This is a genomic window from Desulfosporosinus burensis (assembly GCF_054657535.1).
In genome coordinates this window covers 131,262-152,485 of sequence record NZ_BAAHYN010000013.1, presented here as the reverse complement: position 1 = coordinate 152,485, position 21,224 = coordinate 131,262, and the positions used below count along the sequence as shown (strand labels likewise).

Genomic DNA, 21,224 nt, shown 5'->3' with positions numbered 1-21,224 from the left:
GATTTTTATCTCATCAAGGCATACAGAGACCAGTTGTTGGTTGGAACGTGAGAAAGGGTGAATTAATGTGATGGGAAATAAAATAATAGGTGATTATGAATACAATATCAGGCTATTGTCAGGCGATGATGAGATTGACATCCAAGCCCTGTGCGAAAGATGTGCAGACTTTTCGGAGTTAATTGAAGGTAGACCGCCTGAAAAAGACGCGGGGCACAGCATTCTATTTGATTTGCCACCTGATAAAGAGTTGAAAGACAAATATGTTTTCGGAGTTTATAAAGAAAATGACGTTTTAATTGCAGTCATTGAAATGGTTAAAGATTATAAGGTCACTGGAGAATGGATAATAGGTTTGCTGATGATTGACCCAAGTGAAAGAGGAAACGGTTTGGGAAGGAAATTACATGATCTTATAAAAGCTTGGGTTTTGGAAGAACACGGCAAGAAGTTAAGAATTGGGGTAGTAGAAGAGAATCACAGAGGATATAAGTTTTGGTGCGAAATGGGATATTTTGAAGTGGACAGAGTAAAAAGAGACTATGGAAATAAAGAACATACTGTAATTGTTATGAATTTATTGCTTAAGTAAAGGGTATTCATGGAATTAAAGGTTTTATGTTTCAGAAATATTCCATGCCATTAAGGGGTTACCAGATTCAAGCGGCATCTTTTTTGACACCTCAAGGCACGTGGAGAGTATAGTTCTGATGACGAATTGTGGTCGGAAGGACAAACAAGACAATTAAACCACAAGATGTTGTGGTTCCGAAGTGAAAAATAGGCAAAAACAGGGGCAAAAAAGCGCATTTTTTGCCCCTGTTTTTTGGCCTGATTTATAGATGACATTGAAATTTAAAGTCTTTTTGCTGATTTCTTTTCATTACAAGGATAAGGGAAGTTTGCAATTTATTAATAAAGTTCATTTAAATGCTTTATTAAACTCGTGGGAAATGGGACCCTGTTTCAGCTGGTTTTGTCAAGACATGGTTTATTATGAAGGCAGGGCATATTTTTGGCTGACCGTCTTTCTTACGATAAGCGAAGCGATTAAAGTAGCTTATGGTCTAAATGGACATTTCAATAAAAATGTACTAATCATCTAATCCCTTTCCATTGAGAATTTGCTGCATACATTTTTCAACCCTTGACTCTCGAGTTTTGGATTGTTTGGGTTCAGAAAAATAAAGAATGTATGCTCTTTGCCGTCCCGGCGTCAATGCATCAAAAACAGCTTTCAAGGCAGAGATTTTATCTAATTTATTTTCAAATTCTTCAGGAATTATGAATTCAGTATTCTTTTTAAAATTCACTTCCAAACCGGCTTTTTCAACTTCAATGGCTTCATAAATATAGGCTTTCAAGATGGCTTCCATCTCAACTATTTCTCGAACATAGGTGAACCGAATCTGGCGCCCCGCCTGTACATTCTCCGTTTGTTTGATTAGAATACCCTTGGCATCCTTTAACAAGGCACCTTTAAAAAACAAAAACGCACAGTATTCTTTAAATGCATGTATTAAAACTATGTTACTTTTCTGAAACGTGTAACAAGGAACACCCCACTTGAATTCTTCGGTCAGCTGACAGTCAAGAAGGATCATTCTCAATTTTTCCATTTCTTCCTGCCACTTTTTGGCTTTGCTTGAGACAGAGCGAGGCTGTTCTATCCCTACCAGGAATCATCGATTGGCCGTTATTCATTCCTTCTGCCGATATACCCAGAAAGAATTTTTCGGAAAACCTCCATGAAACCCAAAAGATACTAGTGATTCCAAACAAGAAAAGCCCAAAGCCCTTGGTATCCTATCTAACTGGCGATGAGATGCGGATTGTCCTATCCCAGCCGGATAGTTCCACAAAGGATGGATTCCGCGATTTGGTTCTTTTGTCTGTGCTCTATGATACAGCGGCACGAGTTGACGAACTCATCAATCTAAAAGTTAAAGATGTCCGCCTTATGGACCCTGCAGTCATCACTCTGCATGGAAAGGGAAGCAAGACTCGTCAGGTTCCAATTATGAGTAACACCAAAACACTGCTTAGTTCCTATCTGGATACTCGAAAAAGCTGCTCAGGTATGGCAGATGTTGAAAATTTCTTATTTGTTAACCAGAAGCGCCAGAAATTATCTCGTTGGGGAATATCTTATATCATCAATAAATACGTAAAAGAAGCAAAAAAAAGTAGTGACTTTATTATTCGATTCCCAGTAACACCCCATATTCGGCATAGCAAAAGCATGCATTTGCTTCAATCAGGAGTTAACTTAATATATATCCGGGATTTCCTTGGTCATAGTGATTGTTCAACAACAGAAATATATGCCCGGGCAGACAGCGAGATGAAACGCAAAGCTATTGAAAATGCATACCCGGATTTAGTGCCTGACGGACTGCCAAACTGGGAAGAAGACGGTAACTTAATGAGATGGTTAAATTCACTTTGTGAGTAAAAGATTATGGGGAGTGTTTTTACATAAATTAAGCTGATTTAGAAGATTATTGTGTTATACTCCCCATAATCTGAGGCTCTACATAATGGCGAAGCGTGTGGACCGTGGCAGGTTTGGTAATGCCGACCTTTTCTTTTAGCCACTTGAAAGACGTGTTGAACATTTCTGGTAACGATGGGTTTACCTTCAACAAAACCAGGAAAAAGAAGATCAGTGGGTCTGTAGAGGTTCCAGTAGAGCCTGAGAATTTTGAGGTTATCATGAGATAGAACCGTCAACCGATCCTTATTGCCTTTCCCATGATTAACTCGAAGCAACATGTTCTTTGAATCAATATCTGAGATGCGAAGATTAAGCGTTTCGCTAATACGTAGACCTGACGAATACGTCGTCAGGAGAATCGTTTTGTGTTTAAGATTAACAACCTGATCCATTATGGAGAGAATCTCGTCTTTGGAAAGAACAATGGGTAGTTTTTTAGGTCGTTTGGGGCGGACAATAACGTCGTCGGACCAGTTGTTTGCCAGTATGTGGATGGAACATCGGGTTGAAAAGTATTTGAGGGAACGGATGACTTTAAGTCAATATTAAGTGAAAATCTATTTGATAAAACAAAAGTAACAATATCCTTAGATGATTGGTTAAACCAAGAAATTGTATGGAGCCCACACTGGAATTCTATGAATATCAGAGAAGTTATTATTGCGTGGGCAAACAAAAATGGTGGCGCTCATGTTGATCCAGTTATTCCTGAAAAGGCTACGTTTGCTATAGCAGTATCAGGTAAAGACTATCTACTAGTTATTGCACGTTATGTGGTTGAAATATTAGGTTGCGATTTAAATAATGATCTCATTGAAAGTATCTTTAAACCTTACGGCAATTTGCTCAACTCTTAAGTTAGGACATGTATTAGGGGCCGACGTCCTGTCGGCCTCTGGCTCTGGGGGCGCGGGTCTTTACATAACAGCGATTCCCTAAATCCGAGCGAGGGTTTAAGTACAGCTAAGGCAGAACGATTCAACTCAGGGAAGGAAAATCCCTTATCCCCTGCAAATCCGCAGCAATGTACATCATTAGGCATAATTACCTTTTCCGTACAGGCTTCTGCTACCGCTTTAAATTTATCGCTGATATGAATTTTAACAGAACTACAAGTCACGTGAACAGCTACCGTTTCTGGAACCTGTCTGAACTTTAAGCGATCCATTAAGAAATCGTGGGTGAACTCGACGGAATCATGAAGCTTAATCCCAGATTTAAAGGCACGCTTCATTCGATAGAGACACGGAATGGTATCGCAGAGTATAGGATATTTCCATTTTCACTCGCTTTGATCAGCACTTTCTCTAGTTCAGCACTCTTCACATCCGAAACCAGCTGGATTATGATAAAGCAATGAAGCGAATATGTGACTCGTTAGGCTTTTCTGAAGATTATGTCGGAAGTCTCTTGAATGTTCTGAGTTCAATTGCCCAGAACGAACCCACGATTGTGAATTTTGCTAATCGTTTAACGTATCTTGAAGAGCAGATGATGTCTTCTAATAAAAACAAGCATATTAAGGCCGTGATCCATTCAACTATCCATTCTGCCAAGGGTTTAGAATGGGAACAGGTTTACCTAATTGATCTTGTCGAAGGAATCATTCCTGAATGGGAGACCATCAGGGCTGAACAAGGTGGAAAGAACAAATTATTAGAAGAGGAAAGACGTCTTTTCTATGTAGGCATGACCAAGGCCAAACGAGAGTTAACGTTATGTTCTATGAATTATGGATATTATCAACCTCCATGTTCCGAGCAGCAGAAGTGGTTATGAGTTTTATAAAAACATGGGATTTGCTGAGGACGAAATACAAAGTGATCAACAAGACGAAATAACATGGATGATCCTAAAAATTAAATTAAATGTAAAGAAGCATTAAATAAAAGGAGCCTTATTAATCTAGGCTCCGCGGGGCGCCATCCATCACATAACACGGGTTAGCGACATCGAAGTATTACATCTTGGGTAATAACTCGACGTCGCTAACCCCTAGACGTTAGGCGAAAGCTTTGCTTAATGACATTTTTTGGGGATGATATGTAGAAAGTCGGTTTTTAGTGATATACTAATATTAGAAGTGCTTTGAGAGAGGTGAAAATATATGAGCCAAGTAAAAGAAGCTGCAATTAAAATAATCAATAATTTGCCTGATCAAGCTACCTGGGATGATATAATGTACCAGCTTTATGTAAAGAAGAAAATAGAGCTATCTCTAAAAATAGCCGAAGAAGGTAAAGTGTACTCACATGAAGAAGTTAAGAAAAGGATATTAAATAAATGAGAATCGATTGGTCTGAGCCGGCCATTCTTGACTTAGAAGGCATAAAAGAATTCATACAACGTGATTCAGAATACTATGCTCTAGAATTTACAAGTAGAATTATTGAGATGATAGAGAAGCTGTCTTCGTTTTCAAACATGGGAAGAAAGGTTCCTGAAATTGATGATGAGAGTATCCGCGAGGTTGTATTTTATAACTATCGGATAATATATAAACTTTCTGATGAATCAATTTTAGTACTTGCAATAATTCATGCAGCACGAGATTTGAATAACATGAAACCTCAACCTTGGGAGAATACATAATTTCCTGAGGTTTTCTTTTGGGCCAAAGCCTCCGCCTAACATTTGTCGCCGCCTTTGCATTAAAAATCAATATGCGATTATCGCATACTATAAAATAGTGCTGTGGTGAACACCATGTACCAACGATTGCGTGATTTACGAGAAGACAGGGATTTGACTCAGTAAGAGCTTGCCACCTTTCTGAAGGTAAGCCAAACAACCTATTCCAGATATGAAAGCGGTGCCCTTGATATTCCTAGTAGGATCAGTCCTATTTCAGCGGAGAAATGCCCACCTCATATAGAAGGCTGCGAGCAGACGATTAAGGATATTACCTATGAGAAGGCCCATGCGCTCTATGGAGACCCTTTGCCGGAAATTGTTCAGCAAAGGCTCGATAGAGAGCTGGATTCGATCATCAAAAATAGCTTCTCTGTGATGTATATCATCGCTCAAAAGCTTGTCTGGAAATCGAATGAGGATGGCTATCTAGTCGGCTCGCGAGGATCGGTGGGTTCCTCGGTTGTTGCCTATATGACCGGTATTACGGAAGTCAATGCCCTGCAGGCCCATTACCGGTGTCCCACCTGCCAGTATTCGGACTTCTCCGATTATGGCGTTAAAATCGGCTTTGACTTGCCGGATAAGGTGTGTCCGGTTTGCGGAGAAAAGCTGGCCAAGGATGGCATTGATATCCCCTTCGAGACCTTCTTAGGTTTCAATGGAGATAAAGATGCACGGTGTGGGACGGGGGAAAAGGCAGCGATAATATCAAAGCCTTACCTATCGTTATTATTATTTAGGTCTGATAGAGGGCATCTGCTTTAGCGCGGGTGCTGTTTATTTTGGCTAAAAATAATTATAGAGCATAAACTAAAGTGGAATATCTTTGAACAAATTGGATAGAGGTGATATAATTATGGCAATAAATGATAATCTTAAAGAAGGTGTTGATTGTATGAATAATGCAGCAACTATTGAACCTAAAAAGTTAGGATGTATGAATAGTATCAGAAATATAGCTAAGAAAGCTATCAAAGAAAAGGGCCTAAGTGATTATGAAATAAGAAAAACCTTAGGTTCAAAGAGATATGAGAAGTAAACTTAAGGTTGTGTTGGATACTAATATTTTCATAAAAGCATGGTTTTCGTCAGAAGACAATAATGTATGCTCCAAAATAATGGATTTAATTGATGACAGGAAAATTCAACTTTTATTTGCGCAGGATACTATAGGGGAATTAGTTTACTTAGTTAAAAACTTTGCAAGACATAATATTACTGATGTAAATGATAGATTGGCGATGCTACAAGGCGTAATGGAATTGTTCTACTATTGTACCTCGGTAAACACTATGAATACCGCTTCTCCTATTATACTTGATAAATATGATGATATGTTTCTGAAATGTGCCATCGAAGGGAATGCAGATTATTTGGTTTCTGATGATTTTAAAAGTGGCATGCATGTAGTTGAGAATATTAATTTTAAGGTTGTTAGTTCAGATAAGTTTATAGAGTTATTTTAACAAAATCAAATTAAAAAGCATCTGCTGGATCAAGGCAGGTGCTTTTTAATAATCGTAGATTACAAAATGCTGACTAGAATTATGTTTCTATGCATGAGAAAATAGAGTAGGATTGAGCAAGGAAATATAAAATGTTAATAGCAAATTGAGCGAGGAGCAATGAGATGGACTTAAAGGAAAAAATATAAGCTATCGGAAGAGACTTGTTGAGTACATATGAAAATTCTAAAGGAATTCGTTAGTGATGAAGATTATCTAAAGTCTGCTTCAATTTTAGGAATTCTGCAAGAATAATAAAGTTGTTATTAATCTACTTCCGAAAACGATGCCCTTTATGACTTTAACATCTATGGAAATATTAGAAATGGTAGCAATGCATTATCTGAGTACATAAACAAATATCTACCTAGCAATAAAGCGGATGAAGAGCTATTGATAGCAATGAAAACATCCGATATAGGACTGTATGAAATAGCCGACCATGATCGAGAGAATGGAATAATCATGCTTAGAGACGTAATGAATAACTCTGAACCTATAAAGCTAATCGATATCGGTATGAGCGAAAACTTAAATCCTAATATTTTTCTTTTTACGAGATTGATCCACCTAGACGAGTTCAGTATGACGTCTGGATTAACGTTTGCATTTGCGATAGATCATAAAGATTACTTGATAAAAAAATCTCATAAAATGATGAAGAAAGTTACTGGTTTCGATGAATCTGTTGCTAGATTTATTACCTTTTTCATGCTAAATCGATCGAATGGTTTACCCGTGTTGCTTGAAAAAGTAAAATGATATGGAAACCGAAACTTAGTAAGGAGTAGAGAATGTGAGCCAAAACCAGATTAAATTATTAACTCTTACTCAACTTAAACGAAAACTCAATGAGCTTTCAAAAGACGAGGTCATTGAGCTTTTTGTAGAGATACTCAGAGGAGATAAAGAGGCACGGACTTTTGTTTCAGTAAAGTTTCAAGGTGAGAAGGCTGTCCTTGAGTTGATCAAAGAATATAAGGAGAAAATCAGGAAAGAATTTGATCCACCCAGAGGATTTCCTAAATTGAGGGTGGCAACTGTAAAAAAGGCAATTGCTGAAATCCATAAGATTGCCAAAGGAACAGAGTGGCCGCTTGAATTAATGGTTTACTTTGCGGAAATAGCTGTTCAATTCATCCATGAATATGGAGATATTTCTGAAGATATGGGAGATTGTTTTACCGACACATATGAAGAAATTATCCAGTCGCTTAATAAAGAAAAGACACCTGACTTGTATAATAAGTATAAAGGGCGCTTGAAAAAGATTGTGAAAACAAAGAACTGTGGGTGTTGGGGGATTGAAGATTCGTTAAAAGGGTCTTATTCTGTTTTGAAATGGGTAGAACAGGGTTATTCTTAGAAATAAGGGTAAGAGCTGTTTGTGAAGTAAAAGTAAAATAAGGCTATTTATAAGGGTAGGGGTGCTAATGTTAAAAGTTTCGGCTACGGAAAATCTGGCTGGAGTAACAATCTCTGGTGATCACAGTGACTTTGAAACTCTTTATGATTCACTCCATGAAATAGTAGGTGGCGAAGAAGATTATCCTTACCATGAGGCCGCGCGGTTACGTGTTCTTGGAGTTTGCTATGACCTTCGTCATGCCCTGATGGGTGACCGGGAAATCATATTTGTGGAAAACGGGATGGACACAGAAAAGATGAAGCGCATGGGAATGATCACCCATGATAAGAATGTCTATCTCTCCATAAATGTAATATGGCCGGAAATGCTTTTTGTCCTTATGGCATTAAACGATTTCTGCCGCTTTCATGCGTACAAGCTGACAAAAAAGAGATACGATACGATGTTGGATAAATCGGTAATCTGGGATCATAACATTGCGCAGATCCGCTTGCTTCAGTCTGAGGTAGCAAAATGTCTCCAGGATACCATTGAGGGAAAAACCTATAGCAGGATGATCAATATGATGATCAAGGACTATGCATGGCTAGAAAATTATATAACACAATACCTAGACGTTTTGAATGTAAGATTCTTGGATATGGACAGGGAAAAAAGGCTGAAAAACCTTTCAATAATGGCTAAACGCTTAACTGAAAAGGGTGATGAGTACAGATCTATTGAAAGAACCATACTTGAGGCGGCTAAGGAGTATAATCGTAGTCCAGAGGATATCAGTCTTAAATTGGAGTACCCTGAACAAATTGATTGGTAGCATTTATGTTAGTTTTGAATGAGTATTGGGAGCATCTGCAAAATTAAGCAGGTGCTTTTTATTCTTTATCTTTAGACAATTTCACACCATAGTTTATATTTTCCATTTAATTCATACTGGAATGCTAATATGGGAGGAATATTTAAGAAGTGCGTAGAATCTTTGAGTAAAAACCTTTGGAGTTGGTTGATCATGGTTAAGACTTGATAGAGTTAAAAAATAAGTATGTGAAATGGCGAGATAGTGGCTGTGAATATAATTTTGGAGTTTAGCGACAACTAACTTGACAAATACCGCTGACCAACAATGGTTAATGTTGCCGATGAGCGTATTAGTACCAATACCGTGGATAGCTCCGATTCGGTGAGAGGTTATTAACCAATATTGCCATCAAAACCAATAACAAGCTGCCTGCGACGATCGGAGTCAAGATGTAGATTGGCGTAGCGGCATTGAGAATGGCAAACATAGCTGTGGCTCCACCTGGGGGGTGCGTCGTTTTCGTTAACAACATAACCAAGATAGCTAATGATGTCCCAAAAGTCACCGACCACCAGTGAGTCCCCCAAATCTGATAGGTTATTACCCCGACAATTGCTGACAAGGCGTGACCCAGTATGACGTTTCGCGGTTGCGAAAGAGGAGCATCCGGAGCACCAAAAACCAGAACAGCTGAGGCCCCTAAGGGCGTAGCCAACATGGGAGCTTTATACTCAAGTGATAATATGCTGAGAATGGCAATCCCCAAGAAAGCTCCTATTAATGCAATTAGGATATCCAGCGGGACTGGCACTTCAAAAGGTATGGTTCTTTCCTGTCCTTTAAATTTAGCAAGATATTTGAGGACTGCCCTTTTTTCTTTGCTCAGATCCATTTGCTCTGTCAAATTTTCCGCTCCTGTTCTCTTGTTTCATTTTCTTCCTTTTTGAACATGACGACATCGTTTGATATTGAGTTAAGTATAAGGAACGGCCAAATCCCTGACATATAAGGTAATAATTAAAGATTTGTTGCGAATGCTGATGGATAATTAATTTATTGAGTTAATTGAGCCATATATTGAAATTATTTTGTTGACGCTTTACCAATAGCAATCGACTTCAACTACTATATGAATGGAAGCAGTTTCATTTATTTCCAAGAGAGAAAAAATTGAAAATCAGAGAATTTCAAACAGGAAATAAACAATTATATCTCTTTTGTTTAATATATCAATAGAATACAATGTAATACAATATATGTCAATGTACTATAATGTATAATAAAGATTGAATTCGGTTAGATTAGCTTTAAAAAATATGAATACGCTCTAATATATCTTGATACGTTTGGCCTTGCCTTGAAAAGTCTAGGATTAGATGTTATTATTTAATTAATTATGATCACTTAGGAGAAAATGATATGAAAAACGAATTACTTACAGTTGAAGAAGTTGCAGAATTTTTACGTACAACCCCTACCACCATCTATCGCTGGCTAAGATCCGGTAAATTACCTGGCGTCAAGCTCGGTAAAGAATGGCGCATACGGAAGGAAGTTCTTGACTCCAAGCTCGTACAATCTAGCCCTAACTTTAAAAGGCAAAGCTTAATGGATGAAATTGAATCGAAGAGTAACCATATGATGGCAATCGCATCCAATGAGGCTGCTCTGTACAACCTTGAAGCAGAATTTTTTAAAAAAGGGCTCGCTTTTAATCAAAGACTATTTAAAGGATGTTGGTGGCAAAACACTGATGATGTTCGGCAGGAACTCACGACGAGAGGTTTGCCAGTTGAGGAGTTAGAAAGAAAGAATATGTTGACTATTGTTGATTTAGCCGAGAAATATAAGTCTTTGGGTGTACAGGGTCCTATCAAAGCTTGGACTGATGCGGCAAATATCACGAATGAACTTGGCTATAAATTTTTGTGGGGTTCTGGCTCCCCAGGTCTCGGGAGTTGTGGAGATTTCTCTGATCTTATTCGTTTTGAAAGTTTATTGGATGATACTTTAGCCAAGTTAAATGTGGTGGGAATTTGCCCATATTTATATAATGACGCCAACAAAGACAACATGAAAGAATTCATAGAATTGATGAATTGTCACAGAAACGTCGTATTTTACACTGACGAATCCTTTGTGTATTTAAAAAACAGCGTTTCCGGAAAGGGCAATTAAACGTTCTGTAGAAATAACTTCGTAATAATAGAGCTGCCAATTTTTCTTAGAAACAACAAATGTATAGAGGGCCAAACTGATGATCATCAGTTTGGCCCTTTTAGTTTCCAAAAAGAAAATGTAGTCAATATTACAGTACAATGTATGTCAATGTATTATATTGTTAGTAAATATAATACATTGACATACATTGATAATCATTGTATTATAAAGCCAACTTGTATAGAGAATATTCAGTGAAAGGAAGCACGAAGGTGAAGTAAAAAATTGTAATTAGCTAAGCCTCAGTCTGGAAAAGGCCATAATACAGTGAGTCATTTCAATATCAACAATCGGTTTATAAATCAACATTCATTAGGGAAGTATGTGTTCTTTTTTGTTTTTTTCATTCGACTAATGGATATAAGGAGGAATATAGGATGGTCACTTATCATGAAGTTAAAATAGGTAACACCATTATTGGTGGCTCTCTAGGGTTAAATACTGGGTTGGTTGTAGGAAGTATTTTCTACGATAAGCACTCAATTGTTAAAGATCCTTTTACTGGAGATTTCGATGAAGAACGTGCCGCAGTATTGGTGGATCGAGTTAACAAACTTAGTAAACGGTACGGTGTACAGATGGCTTTCGACGTTATTGCTGCTTCGGCTGAAGCTATGCAACGCTATTTGGAATTTGTTAGTGCACATACAAGTTTGCCTTTGTTAATTAATGCTACTGAAGCCGAGGCGCGTGTTGCTGGTCTTGAAGCGGCTGCCAAACTCGGGATTCTGGATCGTTGCATTTATGCATCCTTGAGTGTGGACACAGAAGACAATGAATTGGAAGCACTTGGACGATATCGCCCGGCCGCCGTCATGATTCTAGCTAGTGATGTATGCGATCCTACCCCTGAAGGAAGCTGCAAAATGATCGAAACCTATTATCTTCCCATGCTAAGAGAAATAGGTGTGACAGTACCGATCGTTGATGTGGGCACTATGGATGCGCCTTCCATCGGCTTAAACATACGTCAAATTCAAGCTATTAGAGAACGTTTCGGTTATCCTGCAGGTTGCGCCTTTTCTAACTGTTTTCCACAATGGACCAGACTAAAACAGCTCGGCAAAGAATGGGTAAATTTATCATTAGGAACTTCACTCGTTGCTATCCGTGCTGCCGGTGGAGATTATCTACATTACGGCATCATCGAAAAAGCTACTATTTCAGCTCATGTTGCAGCAACTGCTGAAATGTTCTATGGTTATGCGGCTCAAGAGTTGGACGGGTGTAAATTGCCGGGAGGACATGCGCTATGGAAGATGTTCAAATTGACAGAAGAGCAGGAGTAATGTCACCACGTTTACGGCTGGAGGAAATGCTATCCAATAAAAAAGTTGGTGTGCCTTTGATAGACATAGGGACGACTTCCCTTACCGGTTTACGGAAAAGTGCACTTCCTCACTTGTTCGAAAACAACATGTTAAGCAATCCAATATTCCAAACAATCTCCTTGGAACAAGAAGATTGTAAACGTTTGGGATCTGACTTCATTCGTAGTGGGATGATATATGACCCTCATATTATTAGGGATGGATGTTTTACGGATGCTTTCGGCGTAGAATGGCTGAACAGTGATGGAAATTTTACACCGAGTAGACACCCTTTGGAATCATCATGCCTAAACGATATTGAACGGTATCTTAAGCCAGAATGGCGGCTACCTCTACAGCAAGTAAAACAGGCACTATCCAGCGACAACCTTGTTATAGCTGATGCGCCATGTCCTGGTCTTTTGGATAGTTGCTTCATTCTGCGCGGTGCCTGGCAATTCATGGATGATATTGCTGAAAAACGAAGTATCGCTTCTGCTCTACTGGAGTGGTCATTAGAGACAATTATCAGTGCTTATGAGTACATGCTGAGATCACTTGAAAGGCAACCGGACATTGTCATCTACAACGATGATCTTGGTTTTCAGAATAGTATGTTTTTTTCTCCGTCTGATTTTCGCTCTTATCTTGTTCCTAACATGCGTACCTTGCTAACACGTCTTCGCAAGCTTACTCCAGCTGCTATATGTTTTCATAGTTGTGGAGCGATCAGTCCAATCCTCCCGGATATTGCTAATTTAGATGTTGAGATGCTAAACCTGGACACTTATGCCCAAGGCATGGATATTAGGGGATTACGTCAGAAACTACCGGCAGCTGTGATTTTGCATGGTGTTAACGACTTGTGTGCTTTAGGTGAAGTTGTGGCCAAACAGGATAAGGCGGGGATTGCCTACTTCATTACTGAGTTGGCCCAAAGTGCACCTGTAATTGCTGCACCCGTGGATAGCTTATCTTGTGCTGACGAGGTAATAGCAGCTGCTCGCGGGGCCGCTTTTATAAAGAGTTTTTCAGATGAAGATTTTATGGCCATACGCCGACTTGGTCCAGTTCGCAGCATTATTGAGAAGGCGATAGAGAAAACTCTGTCGGAGGAGTTAACTTTTATATAATCCATAGTCTTTCATCACTGGAAACACCGTTGCGATGCGATTTTGCAAGAGGAAGGGAGGTTAACAAAGGGATATAGAAATTGGAATTCAAAATATCTTCATAATTAATGCGGAACTGAAAAAATATTAAGGAGTGAATGAATTGAGTACATCAAAGATGACCAGCCGAGAAAGAGTTTTTGCTGCAGTTACCATGCAGGGATTGCCAGATCAGTTGCCTGTAACCCCTTTGTTGATGACACGGGGAATTCGTGAGGGTGGAGTAAAAGTTAATGAGGTCTTACTCGATGGTGTAGCCATGGCAAAGGCCAAGATTAAAGCACATCAAAAATTTGGCGGAGATGTTTTAATCGCCGGCACCGACCTATTTACACCTGTTGAAAATCTTGGCGCCGTACTAGACTACCTTCCCTATGCTCAACCTTCACTTGTTACACACCCAGCACCGACAAAAGAGGCGTTTTACCGTCTCAAAGGTAACTATTTACGCAAGGGCTTCGATCCGGAAAAGGGCCGTTTAAGAGCGATACAAGAAGAGATTCGAACCTTTATTAAGGAAGGTTGGAAAGATACTCATGCGTTGGCTACTCCGGTCGGCGGTCCAATTACGACTGCTCAGCTGGTTACAGGTACGGATGAATTTTTCTCCTATCTTGCGGATGACCCCGATTATGCCAAAGAGATTATCGAGTTAAGTCTGGATGTCTGTAAAAACATTTGTCGTATGATGTTTGAAGCTGGTATGGATGTTTGCAATATACTTGACCCATTTTGTTCGTCTGATGTAATACCACCTGAAATTTATCGCGAATTTGGTTTGCCGTATCAAAAGAGGTTATTTGAGTACATCAATGAAATAGGGGGTATAGGGTTTACTCATACATGTACATTTACTCAACCCATCTGGAATGACATTGCCTCCAATGGAAGCATCAATTTCAACGGAGATCTGTACCCTGGTGCTGATCTTACCAAACGGGCCATCGGTGACAAAATGTCATTAATGGGTACACTTAGTCCATATTCGACCTTGACCCATGGCACCCCTGAAGATGTTGCTAGGGAGGTTAAGAAGCTTGCTGTAGAAGTAGGGTATAATGGCGGGTTTATTTGTATGCCTGGTTGTGATATTGACTGGACCGTACCAGAAGAAAATATGCGGGCCCTGATTGACACTTGTGCATCAATCAAGTACCCGATAGACATTGACGCGCTGGGTGATTTAAGCGATGTTTATTTAGCTGGGCAGCCAAAGCATCCGGGCATGCGCAAAATATCTACTGAAAACGATCAACAAGTCAGAATGGGCATCAATAAGACTCAGACTCAAAAAACCCCTGAGGCAGAGATCCTTTTCAAACTAGCAGATGCGATAACAGAATATGACGGTGACAAGGTAGTTGAGTTAACCAAGCAAGGGTTGGACTTGGGCATAACTCCACAACAAATAATATTTGATGGTTTGTCATTGGGAATGAAAATGGTTGGCGACCTTTACGAGCGAAACGAGCGTTTTATCACTGATATGCTCAAATCCGCTAAGACTATGGAAAAAGCTATGCCAATTCTTATCCCACTGTTGGAAGCATCAGGCGCAGGTGAAGGAAATAAAGAAACTGTTGTCATGGGTTTGATACGTGGCAACACCCAAGACATCGGTAAAAACCTCGTAGTTCTCATGTTGAAAGCAAATGGATTCAAAGTGATAGATCTTGGTAAGAACGTTACTCCCGAACAGTTTATTGAAGCAGCGGAAGCAAATAATGCTGTGGCTATCGGCATATCGGTTATGACTAATTCATCAGTCAATTATGCAGAAAAGGTCACTAAAATGCTAAGTGAGCAAGGTAAGAGAGAGAAGTACCTGGTAATGACGGGTGGCGCAGCAATGAATGAAAAGATAGCCGAACAAATTGGTACCACTTATGGTTCTGATGCTAACGCCGCTGTTTCACTAGTCAGGGAGCGCGTTGTAGCAACCGCATAAGTCCGTAATATGAGGCTATGGGGGTTAATTATGCCGTTTTATAACTTTACTTGTGTTTGTGGTGCAAGTCATGAAGTGCTGATTGATTCTGAAACCAAAAAAGGTCTGGAATTCCTATGTGTCCATTGTGGAGGAGTGCTCAAAGCAGCACAGGTGCACATGTTCCATATTATTAGCTCCAAACGAGTTGAGCTAAAAAATAGCCAGATAAAAGCAAAGCTTTGCGGTCATTCTCATCATTGTCGTTGTGCAGCAATAAGGCAAACGAAACCCAATCCATTTCAAAAACAGATTGATGAAGCGATAAGGGTTAATGACCAATAAAAACAGGTTCCTTTGTCCACCTTTCATATGAAAAAATCTCAGTCTCACTTAATCGACAGTTCGTTTTGGAGAAAACTCCACTTCATTATCATTAGAACGTGAAGGAAATGAAGGCCTACATCACTATGATTGTAGGTGATGTTAGGCCTTTTAAGGGACTGGAAGATAGAGGTTATCATCATTTCTCCGGGCGAATCGTTAAACCCGACCGATAAGGTAATGATTGGTTCCCTATATGTTTCAACTACCTCATTAGGTCGGGTAGCTATTTCAAATTAATAAAAAACAGTATCGCAAGGGTCTTAATGACCAAATCTTAGCATGAAGTCAGTTTTGTTAGTACTATCCGGTTTAAAGGTTAGTTATTGAAGTGTCGTTTAAGATTTAATTAGTTGTATCGGGTGGTTAACATTTGTCAATATACTAGAAGGGGAGTTAATAACTTGAAAAGTGACATCGAAATTGCACGTCGGAACTGCACCACTTGGATGTGATGTCCCTGGCGCGGGAGGAATGGGTGAATCGTCCTGTACCATCAGGATTTAAGGTTTTACGGTGGGATCTGCTGCCTGACAACTTAAAAGAACACATCAAGGTTTACGACAGTAGTGACCCTGGTGTTGAACCAGAAATGTTAAGGGAATGCTATCATCGGGTCAGGTTGACTTTGTTTTTATATCGTAGTTGCGTATTTTATCCAGAAATATGATTTTGCACTGAGGTAAGATACAAGCAATTCGCTCTCCCCCTGCTCTCTTGAAGTGTAGGGGTTTTAAAATATGCGGAAGTTTTGTCAGTTACCGCAGGTAATACTTATACAATGAAGTAACATCAACGCACGTTGAGACCGTGGTGTTGATAGAGAGGAAATAACCTGGTATCAAGGGGTTTGGGGCATCAAATATTCATACTTTCCTGGTCTTGCATTGAATATCCATCTCTTTTAACATCACTCATATTTAGTGAATCATCTTTCATTACAATATTCTTTAGCTTTTTAACTGCCCCATAAGGCTCTTTTAATGAAAGCTTATCTCCTCTCCCGGAAATAACCCATAAGGTTTTATACCCCTTAGGTTTGGTTAGAAGCTTTTCTTCACCTTTGCCATCCGTAAAATAGACTAACAAATTAACCTTATGATGATTGGCATACTCAAAAACTGGGGTAAATCTGGTGCCGCCTCTGATATTAATTCTTTCTTTGATATCCTTTACAGATTTGACGTTATACACACGTCTGATTTCACTGTCACATTCTACAATAGTAATTTCATGATTATAATTTTTAACGATAGCGAGTACTTCTTTAATGGCTTGATTAAATTCTTGATCACTAATGCTTCCACTGATGTCAAGGGCAACAACAATGTTTGCTTTATGACTCCTAAGTTGACCTCTTAAATCCAATCTATCGGGCTGTCTTCTATTTCTTCTGGTGATCGTCTTCTTGTTATTACTTTCAACAGTTCCCATCAACCTCTTAAGATATAAATTCCAAGGCAGTTCACCCTTGCTATGTTTAAGGGATGAGATCATACTTTCTAAATAATTTGGAATGCTGCCTTTTTGAGCATTATCAATAAACTTCTCAGTAAATTCTTGAAGAGTTTTTTCATCGATATCACTGGAATCTGCCCATATGTCATGGGCTTTTTCAGGATTATAATCGGTTTCTATGGTTTCGTCCTGATCACGATCAGTGGCATCATCGTTAGCAGCATCGGCTTTATCTTTGCTATCATCATGGGAGTCATCTGTATCACTTTCATCGGCTGCATCCTTATCTGCTTCCAGTAAGTCCAGGGCAGTTTGGATCTCTTCTAGATAATATTCAAAAGGTTTAAAGGGCAGGAGTTTTAAAGAATAATTTAAATTTACCCATTCTAAGGTAACAGCATAGGGGGGTAGATGATCTAAATAGGTATTGACGACGATATTCATGGCCATATTGATGGCTAATGTGCTGTAGTCAGCCTTAAATTCCTTTGCCCTTATTAAATGCATGGATACTATATGGAGTATTTCGTGTTTAATCGTACTTTCCATTTGTTTTAGATTAAGATTTAAAAAAATGATGGGGTTAAAATAGATAACATACTTAGCCCCTTTAAAATTCACAGCAGTAGGGCTGCTGATATCAAAGCGTATTTCTCTGGACATTTGCATCAAAAAATAGCCATAGAAATTATCGTTGTCTTCCATAAGGCTTAGATTAACTTGATCGACAAGGCTAAAAAACTCTTCTTTAAACTCTTTGGGTATATTAAGCTTGGAATGTTCATCTTTGCGTTTTGCTTTTAGATAATTATTGATAATGATATCTGCTTTTTCGTAAAGCCCTTGAACTTGGTTATCAAAAAAAGTTTCCATAGCTTATCACCTGATTAAACGATAAGATTCAAAATATGATTCGATAAACGCTTCATTCTCTAGGGCGTGTTTGTATACTTCAGGATAACTGTTTTTAATATCCTTCATGAGTCCTATCTTTAAATCCACAGGATATAGTTTCAAAAACTCAATCAGCCTCTCCATATAAAAACTTGAATCATGCCTATAATTTAAGATATTTGCTTCTAAGTTTTTGAGAATATTCTTGGCGGATAGATAAAGCCTGGTATGGCTTTCGTTTTTTACTCTTTCTCTGATCGATTCGTGAAGAGAATTTCCTGAAAAAACATCTTGATAAGATATGAGGGAACGATAATCGGATTCCACAAAGCTCACAAACTCTTCGGCTATTAATCGCCCGACATTTCCTTTGACAACATTTAAAAACACGGAGCGAGGTATGGAATCTTTTTTCTCCTTATAAATTTTATAACTGCTGGAAATTCGCTCATAGCTTCTGGGAGTTGCTCTTAGATCGTCTTCGTTGATCTTATGCAAATAATCGGGGAAGGTGGAGATAAACTCGATAACCTTTTGCTCAATTCCGGCCTCGATGGCCCAATCTATCCACTGATTATAATCAGGCTCCATAGATAGCCAGACAAATCTATTTTCTTGGGCGGCATCCATATCGACAACTTGGTAATCAAAATCCGAACTATATTTACTGGAAGGATTCATAGCGGCTAATATTTTTACACCTTCATGTAATTTATAGCCATTGATTTCTCGATTTAAGATTAAATTCATAAGTTCCTGCTGGACGGTATGTTCACAGCGATTGATCTCGTCTATAAATAAAAGAACGGTTTTTCCTTGAGATATTTCTTCATCAATTTCCCTGAGCTTATGATGAACGGCATATACTGTGGTTTTCTTTTCAACCTGACCTTCTTTATAATTGACTGCATAAGCTTCGATCGTTGGCAGACCGCCTATTTCACCTTCTTTAAGGAGATTCCCATTGATAACGATTAAACTCCACTTATTGTCTTGAGCAATTTCCTGGGCTAACGCTGTTTTGCCGATTCCGCTTTCACCAACGATTAAGGGGACTTCTCCAGTCCATAGTACTAAGTCAACACTTTTTAAGGTGTCTGTAAAATTCATGATGTCTCACTCCTATAGCATCTTCAGCTTTTCATCGACAGCTATTTTTTTCGCCTTTTTACTGCCATATTGATAAATAAACATGATCTTGTCGATGGGCATAAGGTCGCTGTTTTGATTGATATAACTGCAATTTAAAAAGTCTCTGACATATTTTTCTTCAACATCTTCATTGGCTAAGGATTCCTTTAACACGTGTTCTAATTCATCTTTAGAGATTTCGTTCATAAGATATTTAATCACTAAAATATTGACTTTCAAAAATTCTAAGATTTTATGTTTATCTAAATCCTTGATAAAGGTAATAGCCCTCTCATTATTCTTGATCGCTAGAAGCTCGGCATGATGTGTAGGAGAATTGATATATCTTAAGGCATCATAACTGATTTTTGCAGCCTCTTCCTGGACACTTGCGCAAGGTTCTTTAATAAATTTTATTGAATCGTAATTTTTTCCTACAGCTAATAATTGCAATTCCTCACTTGGATTCTTAACATATTTAATAGCCCAGCCGGCTTGATTGATCGCTAATTTGATTATCTGATCGCTTGGATTTTTAAGATACTCTAAATTAACCCAGCCATCATTGATCGCTTTGATCATCATATCTTCTGTAGGGTCATCTATAAATTGAATTGCTCGGCCATTATTGTCTAGAGCTAATTCTTGCATCTCTCTGGTTGGATTATCAATATATTTTAACGTAAGTCCATTTTTTTGAACAGCCAATAACTTTATCTCATCCGGGGGATTAGGGATATAGGCTATGGCATTGGGATTAGTCTTGATCATTGCAATAAGTTTTGACTTTTCCATAAGGTTACGTTCCTTCTGTGATTATTTTTAGTATTACTTCGGTTAATTGATATATTTTCTAAGTTAATTTACACAGTATGATTATACCACCGACTGGATAACAAAAGGGTCTATAAATGCAGGCCTTTACCCCATCTTAACAATTGATACAATAAGAAGCCCAGTATGACTGAACTTCCTTTTTTGAAACTTGACTCGGCAATTTCCTCAGCCCTTTACCCACTTGGCCACCACAAACCCAGGATTTCCTTCTCTTTTCTCCTCGAGAGAAAGGGCCTCAGCTGTTGTTTGAACATTCGGCGGGAAGAAAAGACATTCTCCAATTTCGGCAGGTACACCGATTTGCCAGGAACCTATTTCCGCTTTGGTATAAAGAGCAGCACGGGCGAAGACAGAAGTGGGGTTGTTACGAGCTGCCTCCGCATAGTATTCACTCCAGGCACTCATGCCGGCGATGAGTCCGATCATCAAACAGCCCCCGGGCTTTAAATGACTAAAAAGTTTTTGCAAGACGTTTTCCGGTTCAGGTACGAATTCAAAGGCGGTCATGGAAAAAATCCCATCATAGGTTTCCAGTTGATCCAGAATTGCTGTAATATCTGCATGCCACCAGTGAACAGGCTTAACTTTAGAGGTGTTTTCCTCAATGGCCGCTAGTTTCTTTTGGGCCAGAGCCATCATTTCACCGGAAATATCGACAGCAGTGACCTCATATCCCTCTTGCACAAGCCAGCTGGTATATTGTCCGGTACCACAGCCGATCTCAAGAACCTTGGGACCCGGTGCCTTAAACATGGACTGGGCCAGGTGACGTTCAACTTGATCAGAGACTGATCCAAGCTCTGTATCATACCAGGAATCATAATGTACAGCAACGTGGTCAAAAAGTGCATCGTTCATTCGCAATCACCCTCGTGTTCCTATTTCCTATTTTTATCAAGTGTAACTTTCTACTTTTTGCTTTTTAATTCCTTCTTCATCTTTCCTTAAAGTTCGATAATATAGGCAGGAATTTGCTAGAAAATGTGACAAGTGGGGGAGATGCTGAATAACTCGAATTTCCAACGATGCGGAACACTGTTTCAGAAACACCAAATTTACGCACCGAATCAGTGGGGATTATATGATATGA

23 protein-coding genes and 3 pseudogenes are annotated in these 21,224 nt (G+C 38.9%); 18 read left to right on the top strand and 8 right to left on the bottom strand.

What is annotated here, in order from left to right:
• Window positions 1-70 precede the first annotated feature (70 nt).
• On the top strand, window positions 71-592 hold the full coding sequence (locus ACYQ3Q_RS21770; RefSeq protein ID WP_459930614.1) for a GNAT family N-acetyltransferase: 522 nt from the start codon (window positions 71-73) through the stop codon (window positions 590-592).
• Window positions 593-1,094: 502 nt separating this feature from the next.
• Here the strand turns inward: ACYQ3Q_RS21770 and ACYQ3Q_RS21765 are convergent.
• The gene (locus tag ACYQ3Q_RS21765) at window positions 1,095-1,619 is read right to left on the bottom strand and encodes a YdeI/OmpD-associated family protein (protein ID WP_459930590.1); all 525 of its coding nucleotides are present in this window, start codon (window positions 1,617-1,619) and stop codon (window positions 1,095-1,097) included.
• Between the two features lie 149 nt (window positions 1,620-1,768).
• On the opposite strand from ACYQ3Q_RS21765, the gene ACYQ3Q_RS21760 reads away from it, so the two are divergent.
• The gene (locus tag ACYQ3Q_RS21760; protein ID WP_459930589.1) at window positions 1,769-2,455 is read left to right on the top strand and encodes a tyrosine-type recombinase/integrase; all 687 of its coding nucleotides are present in this window, start codon (window positions 1,769-1,771) and stop codon (window positions 2,453-2,455) included.
• Between the two features lie 38 nt (window positions 2,456-2,493).
• Here the strand turns inward: ACYQ3Q_RS21760 and ACYQ3Q_RS21755 are convergent, their stop codons facing one another.
• Entirely contained in the window at window positions 2,494-2,889 is a 396-nt protein-coding gene (locus ACYQ3Q_RS21755; RefSeq protein ID WP_459930588.1) for a tyrosine-type recombinase/integrase, read from the bottom strand.
• A 1-nt stretch (window position 2,890) separates the two neighbouring features.
• Between ACYQ3Q_RS21755 and ACYQ3Q_RS21750 the strand changes: the two genes are divergently transcribed.
• Window positions 2,891-3,046 carry a hypothetical protein gene (locus ACYQ3Q_RS21750; RefSeq protein WP_459930587.1) on the top strand — a complete coding sequence of 52 codons (156 nt, stop codon included), beginning with the start codon at window positions 2,891-2,893 and terminating at the stop codon, window positions 3,044-3,046.
• An 89-nt stretch (window positions 3,047-3,135) separates the two neighbouring features.
• Entirely contained in the window at window positions 3,136-3,354 is a 219-nt protein-coding gene (locus tag ACYQ3Q_RS21745; protein ID WP_459930586.1) for a hypothetical protein, read from the top strand.
• A gap of 59 nt (window positions 3,355-3,413) precedes the next feature.
• On the opposite strand, the pseudogene ACYQ3Q_RS21740 reads toward ACYQ3Q_RS21745, so the two are convergent.
• Window positions 3,414-3,832, bottom strand: a pseudogene (locus ACYQ3Q_RS21740) (4Fe-4S ferredoxin); the annotation flags it as partial.
• Window positions 3,833-3,853: 21 nt separating this feature from the next.
• On the opposite strand from ACYQ3Q_RS21740, the gene ACYQ3Q_RS21735 reads away from it, so the two are divergent.
• The 9 genes and pseudogenes from ACYQ3Q_RS21735 to ACYQ3Q_RS21695 all read left to right on the top strand — a co-directional run bounded on the left by ACYQ3Q_RS21735 (window position 3,854) and on the right by ACYQ3Q_RS21695 (window position 8,819).
• Window positions 3,854-4,276, top strand: coding sequence for a 3'-5' exonuclease (locus tag ACYQ3Q_RS21735; RefSeq protein ID WP_459930585.1), 423 nt, complete (start codon window positions 3,854-3,856; stop codon window positions 4,274-4,276).
• 328 nt (window positions 4,277-4,604) lie between these two features.
• Window positions 4,605-4,784, top strand: a complete 180-nt coding sequence (locus ACYQ3Q_RS21730; RefSeq protein ID WP_459930584.1) for a hypothetical protein — start codon at window positions 4,605-4,607, stop codon at window positions 4,782-4,784.
• Window positions 4,781-5,089 carry a type II toxin-antitoxin system RelE/ParE family toxin gene (locus ACYQ3Q_RS21725; protein WP_459930583.1) on the top strand — a complete coding sequence of 103 codons (309 nt, stop codon included), beginning with the start codon at window positions 4,781-4,783 and terminating at the stop codon, window positions 5,087-5,089. Before ACYQ3Q_RS21730 ends, ACYQ3Q_RS21725 begins: the two co-directional genes overlap by 4 nt.
• Window positions 5,090-5,317: 228 nt before the next feature.
• Window positions 5,318-5,803: pseudogene (locus tag ACYQ3Q_RS21720) on the top strand (DNA polymerase III subunit alpha); the annotation flags it as partial.
• Window positions 5,804-5,987: 184 nt separating this feature from the next.
• Window positions 5,988-6,170: a hypothetical protein gene (locus ACYQ3Q_RS21715; RefSeq protein ID WP_459930582.1), complete on the top strand. Its 183-nt coding sequence runs from the start codon at window positions 5,988-5,990 to the stop codon at window positions 6,168-6,170.
• A complete protein-coding gene (locus ACYQ3Q_RS21710) occupies window positions 6,160-6,597 on the top strand; it encodes a putative toxin-antitoxin system toxin component, PIN family (RefSeq protein WP_459930581.1) in 438 nt (145 codons plus the stop codon). The genes ACYQ3Q_RS21715 and ACYQ3Q_RS21710 overlap by 11 nt, the downstream gene beginning before the upstream one ends.
• A 324-nt stretch (window positions 6,598-6,921) precedes the next feature.
• Window positions 6,922-7,398, top strand: a pseudogene (locus ACYQ3Q_RS21705) (DUF7986 domain-containing protein); the annotation flags it as partial.
• 34 nt (window positions 7,399-7,432) lie between these two features.
• Window positions 7,433-8,002: a DUF6155 family protein gene (locus ACYQ3Q_RS21700; protein ID WP_459930579.1), complete on the top strand. Its 570-nt coding sequence runs from the start codon at window positions 7,433-7,435 to the stop codon at window positions 8,000-8,002.
• A gap of 67 nt (window positions 8,003-8,069) precedes the next feature.
• Window positions 8,070-8,819 (top strand): DUF6904 family protein, encoded by a 750-nt coding sequence (locus tag ACYQ3Q_RS21695; RefSeq protein ID WP_459930578.1) that lies wholly within the window; start codon window positions 8,070-8,072, stop codon window positions 8,817-8,819.
• 331 nt (window positions 8,820-9,150) lie between these two features.
• On the opposite strand, the gene ACYQ3Q_RS21690 is transcribed toward ACYQ3Q_RS21695, so the two are convergent.
• A complete protein-coding gene (locus tag ACYQ3Q_RS21690; RefSeq protein WP_459930577.1) occupies window positions 9,151-9,705 on the bottom strand; it encodes an HPP family protein in 555 nt (184 codons plus the stop codon).
• 515 nt (window positions 9,706-10,220) lie between these two features.
• On the opposite strand from ACYQ3Q_RS21690, the gene ACYQ3Q_RS21685 reads away from it, so the two are divergent.
• From ACYQ3Q_RS21685 to ACYQ3Q_RS21665, 5 genes are all read left to right on the top strand, one after another.
• Window positions 10,221-10,979, top strand: coding sequence for an MEDS domain-containing protein (locus ACYQ3Q_RS21685; RefSeq protein ID WP_459930576.1), 759 nt, complete (start codon window positions 10,221-10,223; stop codon window positions 10,977-10,979).
• Window positions 10,980-11,398: 419 nt separating this feature from the next.
• Window positions 11,399-12,310 (top strand): tetrahydromethanopterin S-methyltransferase subunit H family protein, encoded by a 912-nt coding sequence (locus ACYQ3Q_RS21680; RefSeq protein WP_459930575.1) that lies wholly within the window; start codon window positions 11,399-11,401, stop codon window positions 12,308-12,310.
• Window positions 12,274-13,464, top strand: a complete 1,191-nt coding sequence (locus ACYQ3Q_RS21675) for a uroporphyrinogen decarboxylase family protein (RefSeq protein WP_459930574.1) — start codon at window positions 12,274-12,276, stop codon at window positions 13,462-13,464. Before ACYQ3Q_RS21680 ends, ACYQ3Q_RS21675 begins: the two co-directional genes overlap by 37 nt.
• A 142-nt stretch (window positions 13,465-13,606) precedes the next feature.
• Window positions 13,607-15,451, top strand: coding sequence for an MtaA/CmuA family methyltransferase (locus tag ACYQ3Q_RS21670; RefSeq protein WP_459930573.1), 1,845 nt, complete (start codon window positions 13,607-13,609; stop codon window positions 15,449-15,451).
• Between the two features lie 30 nt (window positions 15,452-15,481).
• Window positions 15,482-15,775: a zinc ribbon domain-containing protein gene (locus ACYQ3Q_RS21665; protein ID WP_459930572.1), complete on the top strand. Its 294-nt coding sequence runs from the start codon at window positions 15,482-15,484 to the stop codon at window positions 15,773-15,775.
• 897 nt (window positions 15,776-16,672) lie between these two features.
• On the opposite strand, the gene ACYQ3Q_RS21660 is transcribed toward ACYQ3Q_RS21665, so the two are convergent.
• From ACYQ3Q_RS21660 to ACYQ3Q_RS21645, 4 genes are all read right to left on the bottom strand, one after another.
• On the bottom strand, window positions 16,673-18,145 hold the full coding sequence (locus ACYQ3Q_RS21660; protein ID WP_459930571.1) for a vWA domain-containing protein: 1,473 nt from the start codon (window positions 18,143-18,145) through the stop codon (window positions 16,673-16,675).
• A 6-nt stretch (window positions 18,146-18,151) separates the two neighbouring features.
• On the bottom strand, window positions 18,152-19,276 hold the full coding sequence (locus tag ACYQ3Q_RS21655; protein WP_459930570.1) for an ATP-binding protein: 1,125 nt from the start codon (window positions 19,274-19,276) through the stop codon (window positions 18,152-18,154).
• Between the two features lie 12 nt (window positions 19,277-19,288).
• Window positions 19,289-20,092 (bottom strand): hypothetical protein, encoded by an 804-nt coding sequence (locus tag ACYQ3Q_RS21650; protein ID WP_459930569.1) that lies wholly within the window; start codon window positions 20,090-20,092, stop codon window positions 19,289-19,291.
• A gap of 207 nt (window positions 20,093-20,299) precedes the next feature.
• Window positions 20,300-20,992: a class I SAM-dependent methyltransferase gene (locus ACYQ3Q_RS21645; protein WP_459930568.1), complete on the bottom strand. Its 693-nt coding sequence runs from the start codon at window positions 20,990-20,992 to the stop codon at window positions 20,300-20,302.
• Window positions 20,993-21,224 lie beyond the last annotated feature (232 nt).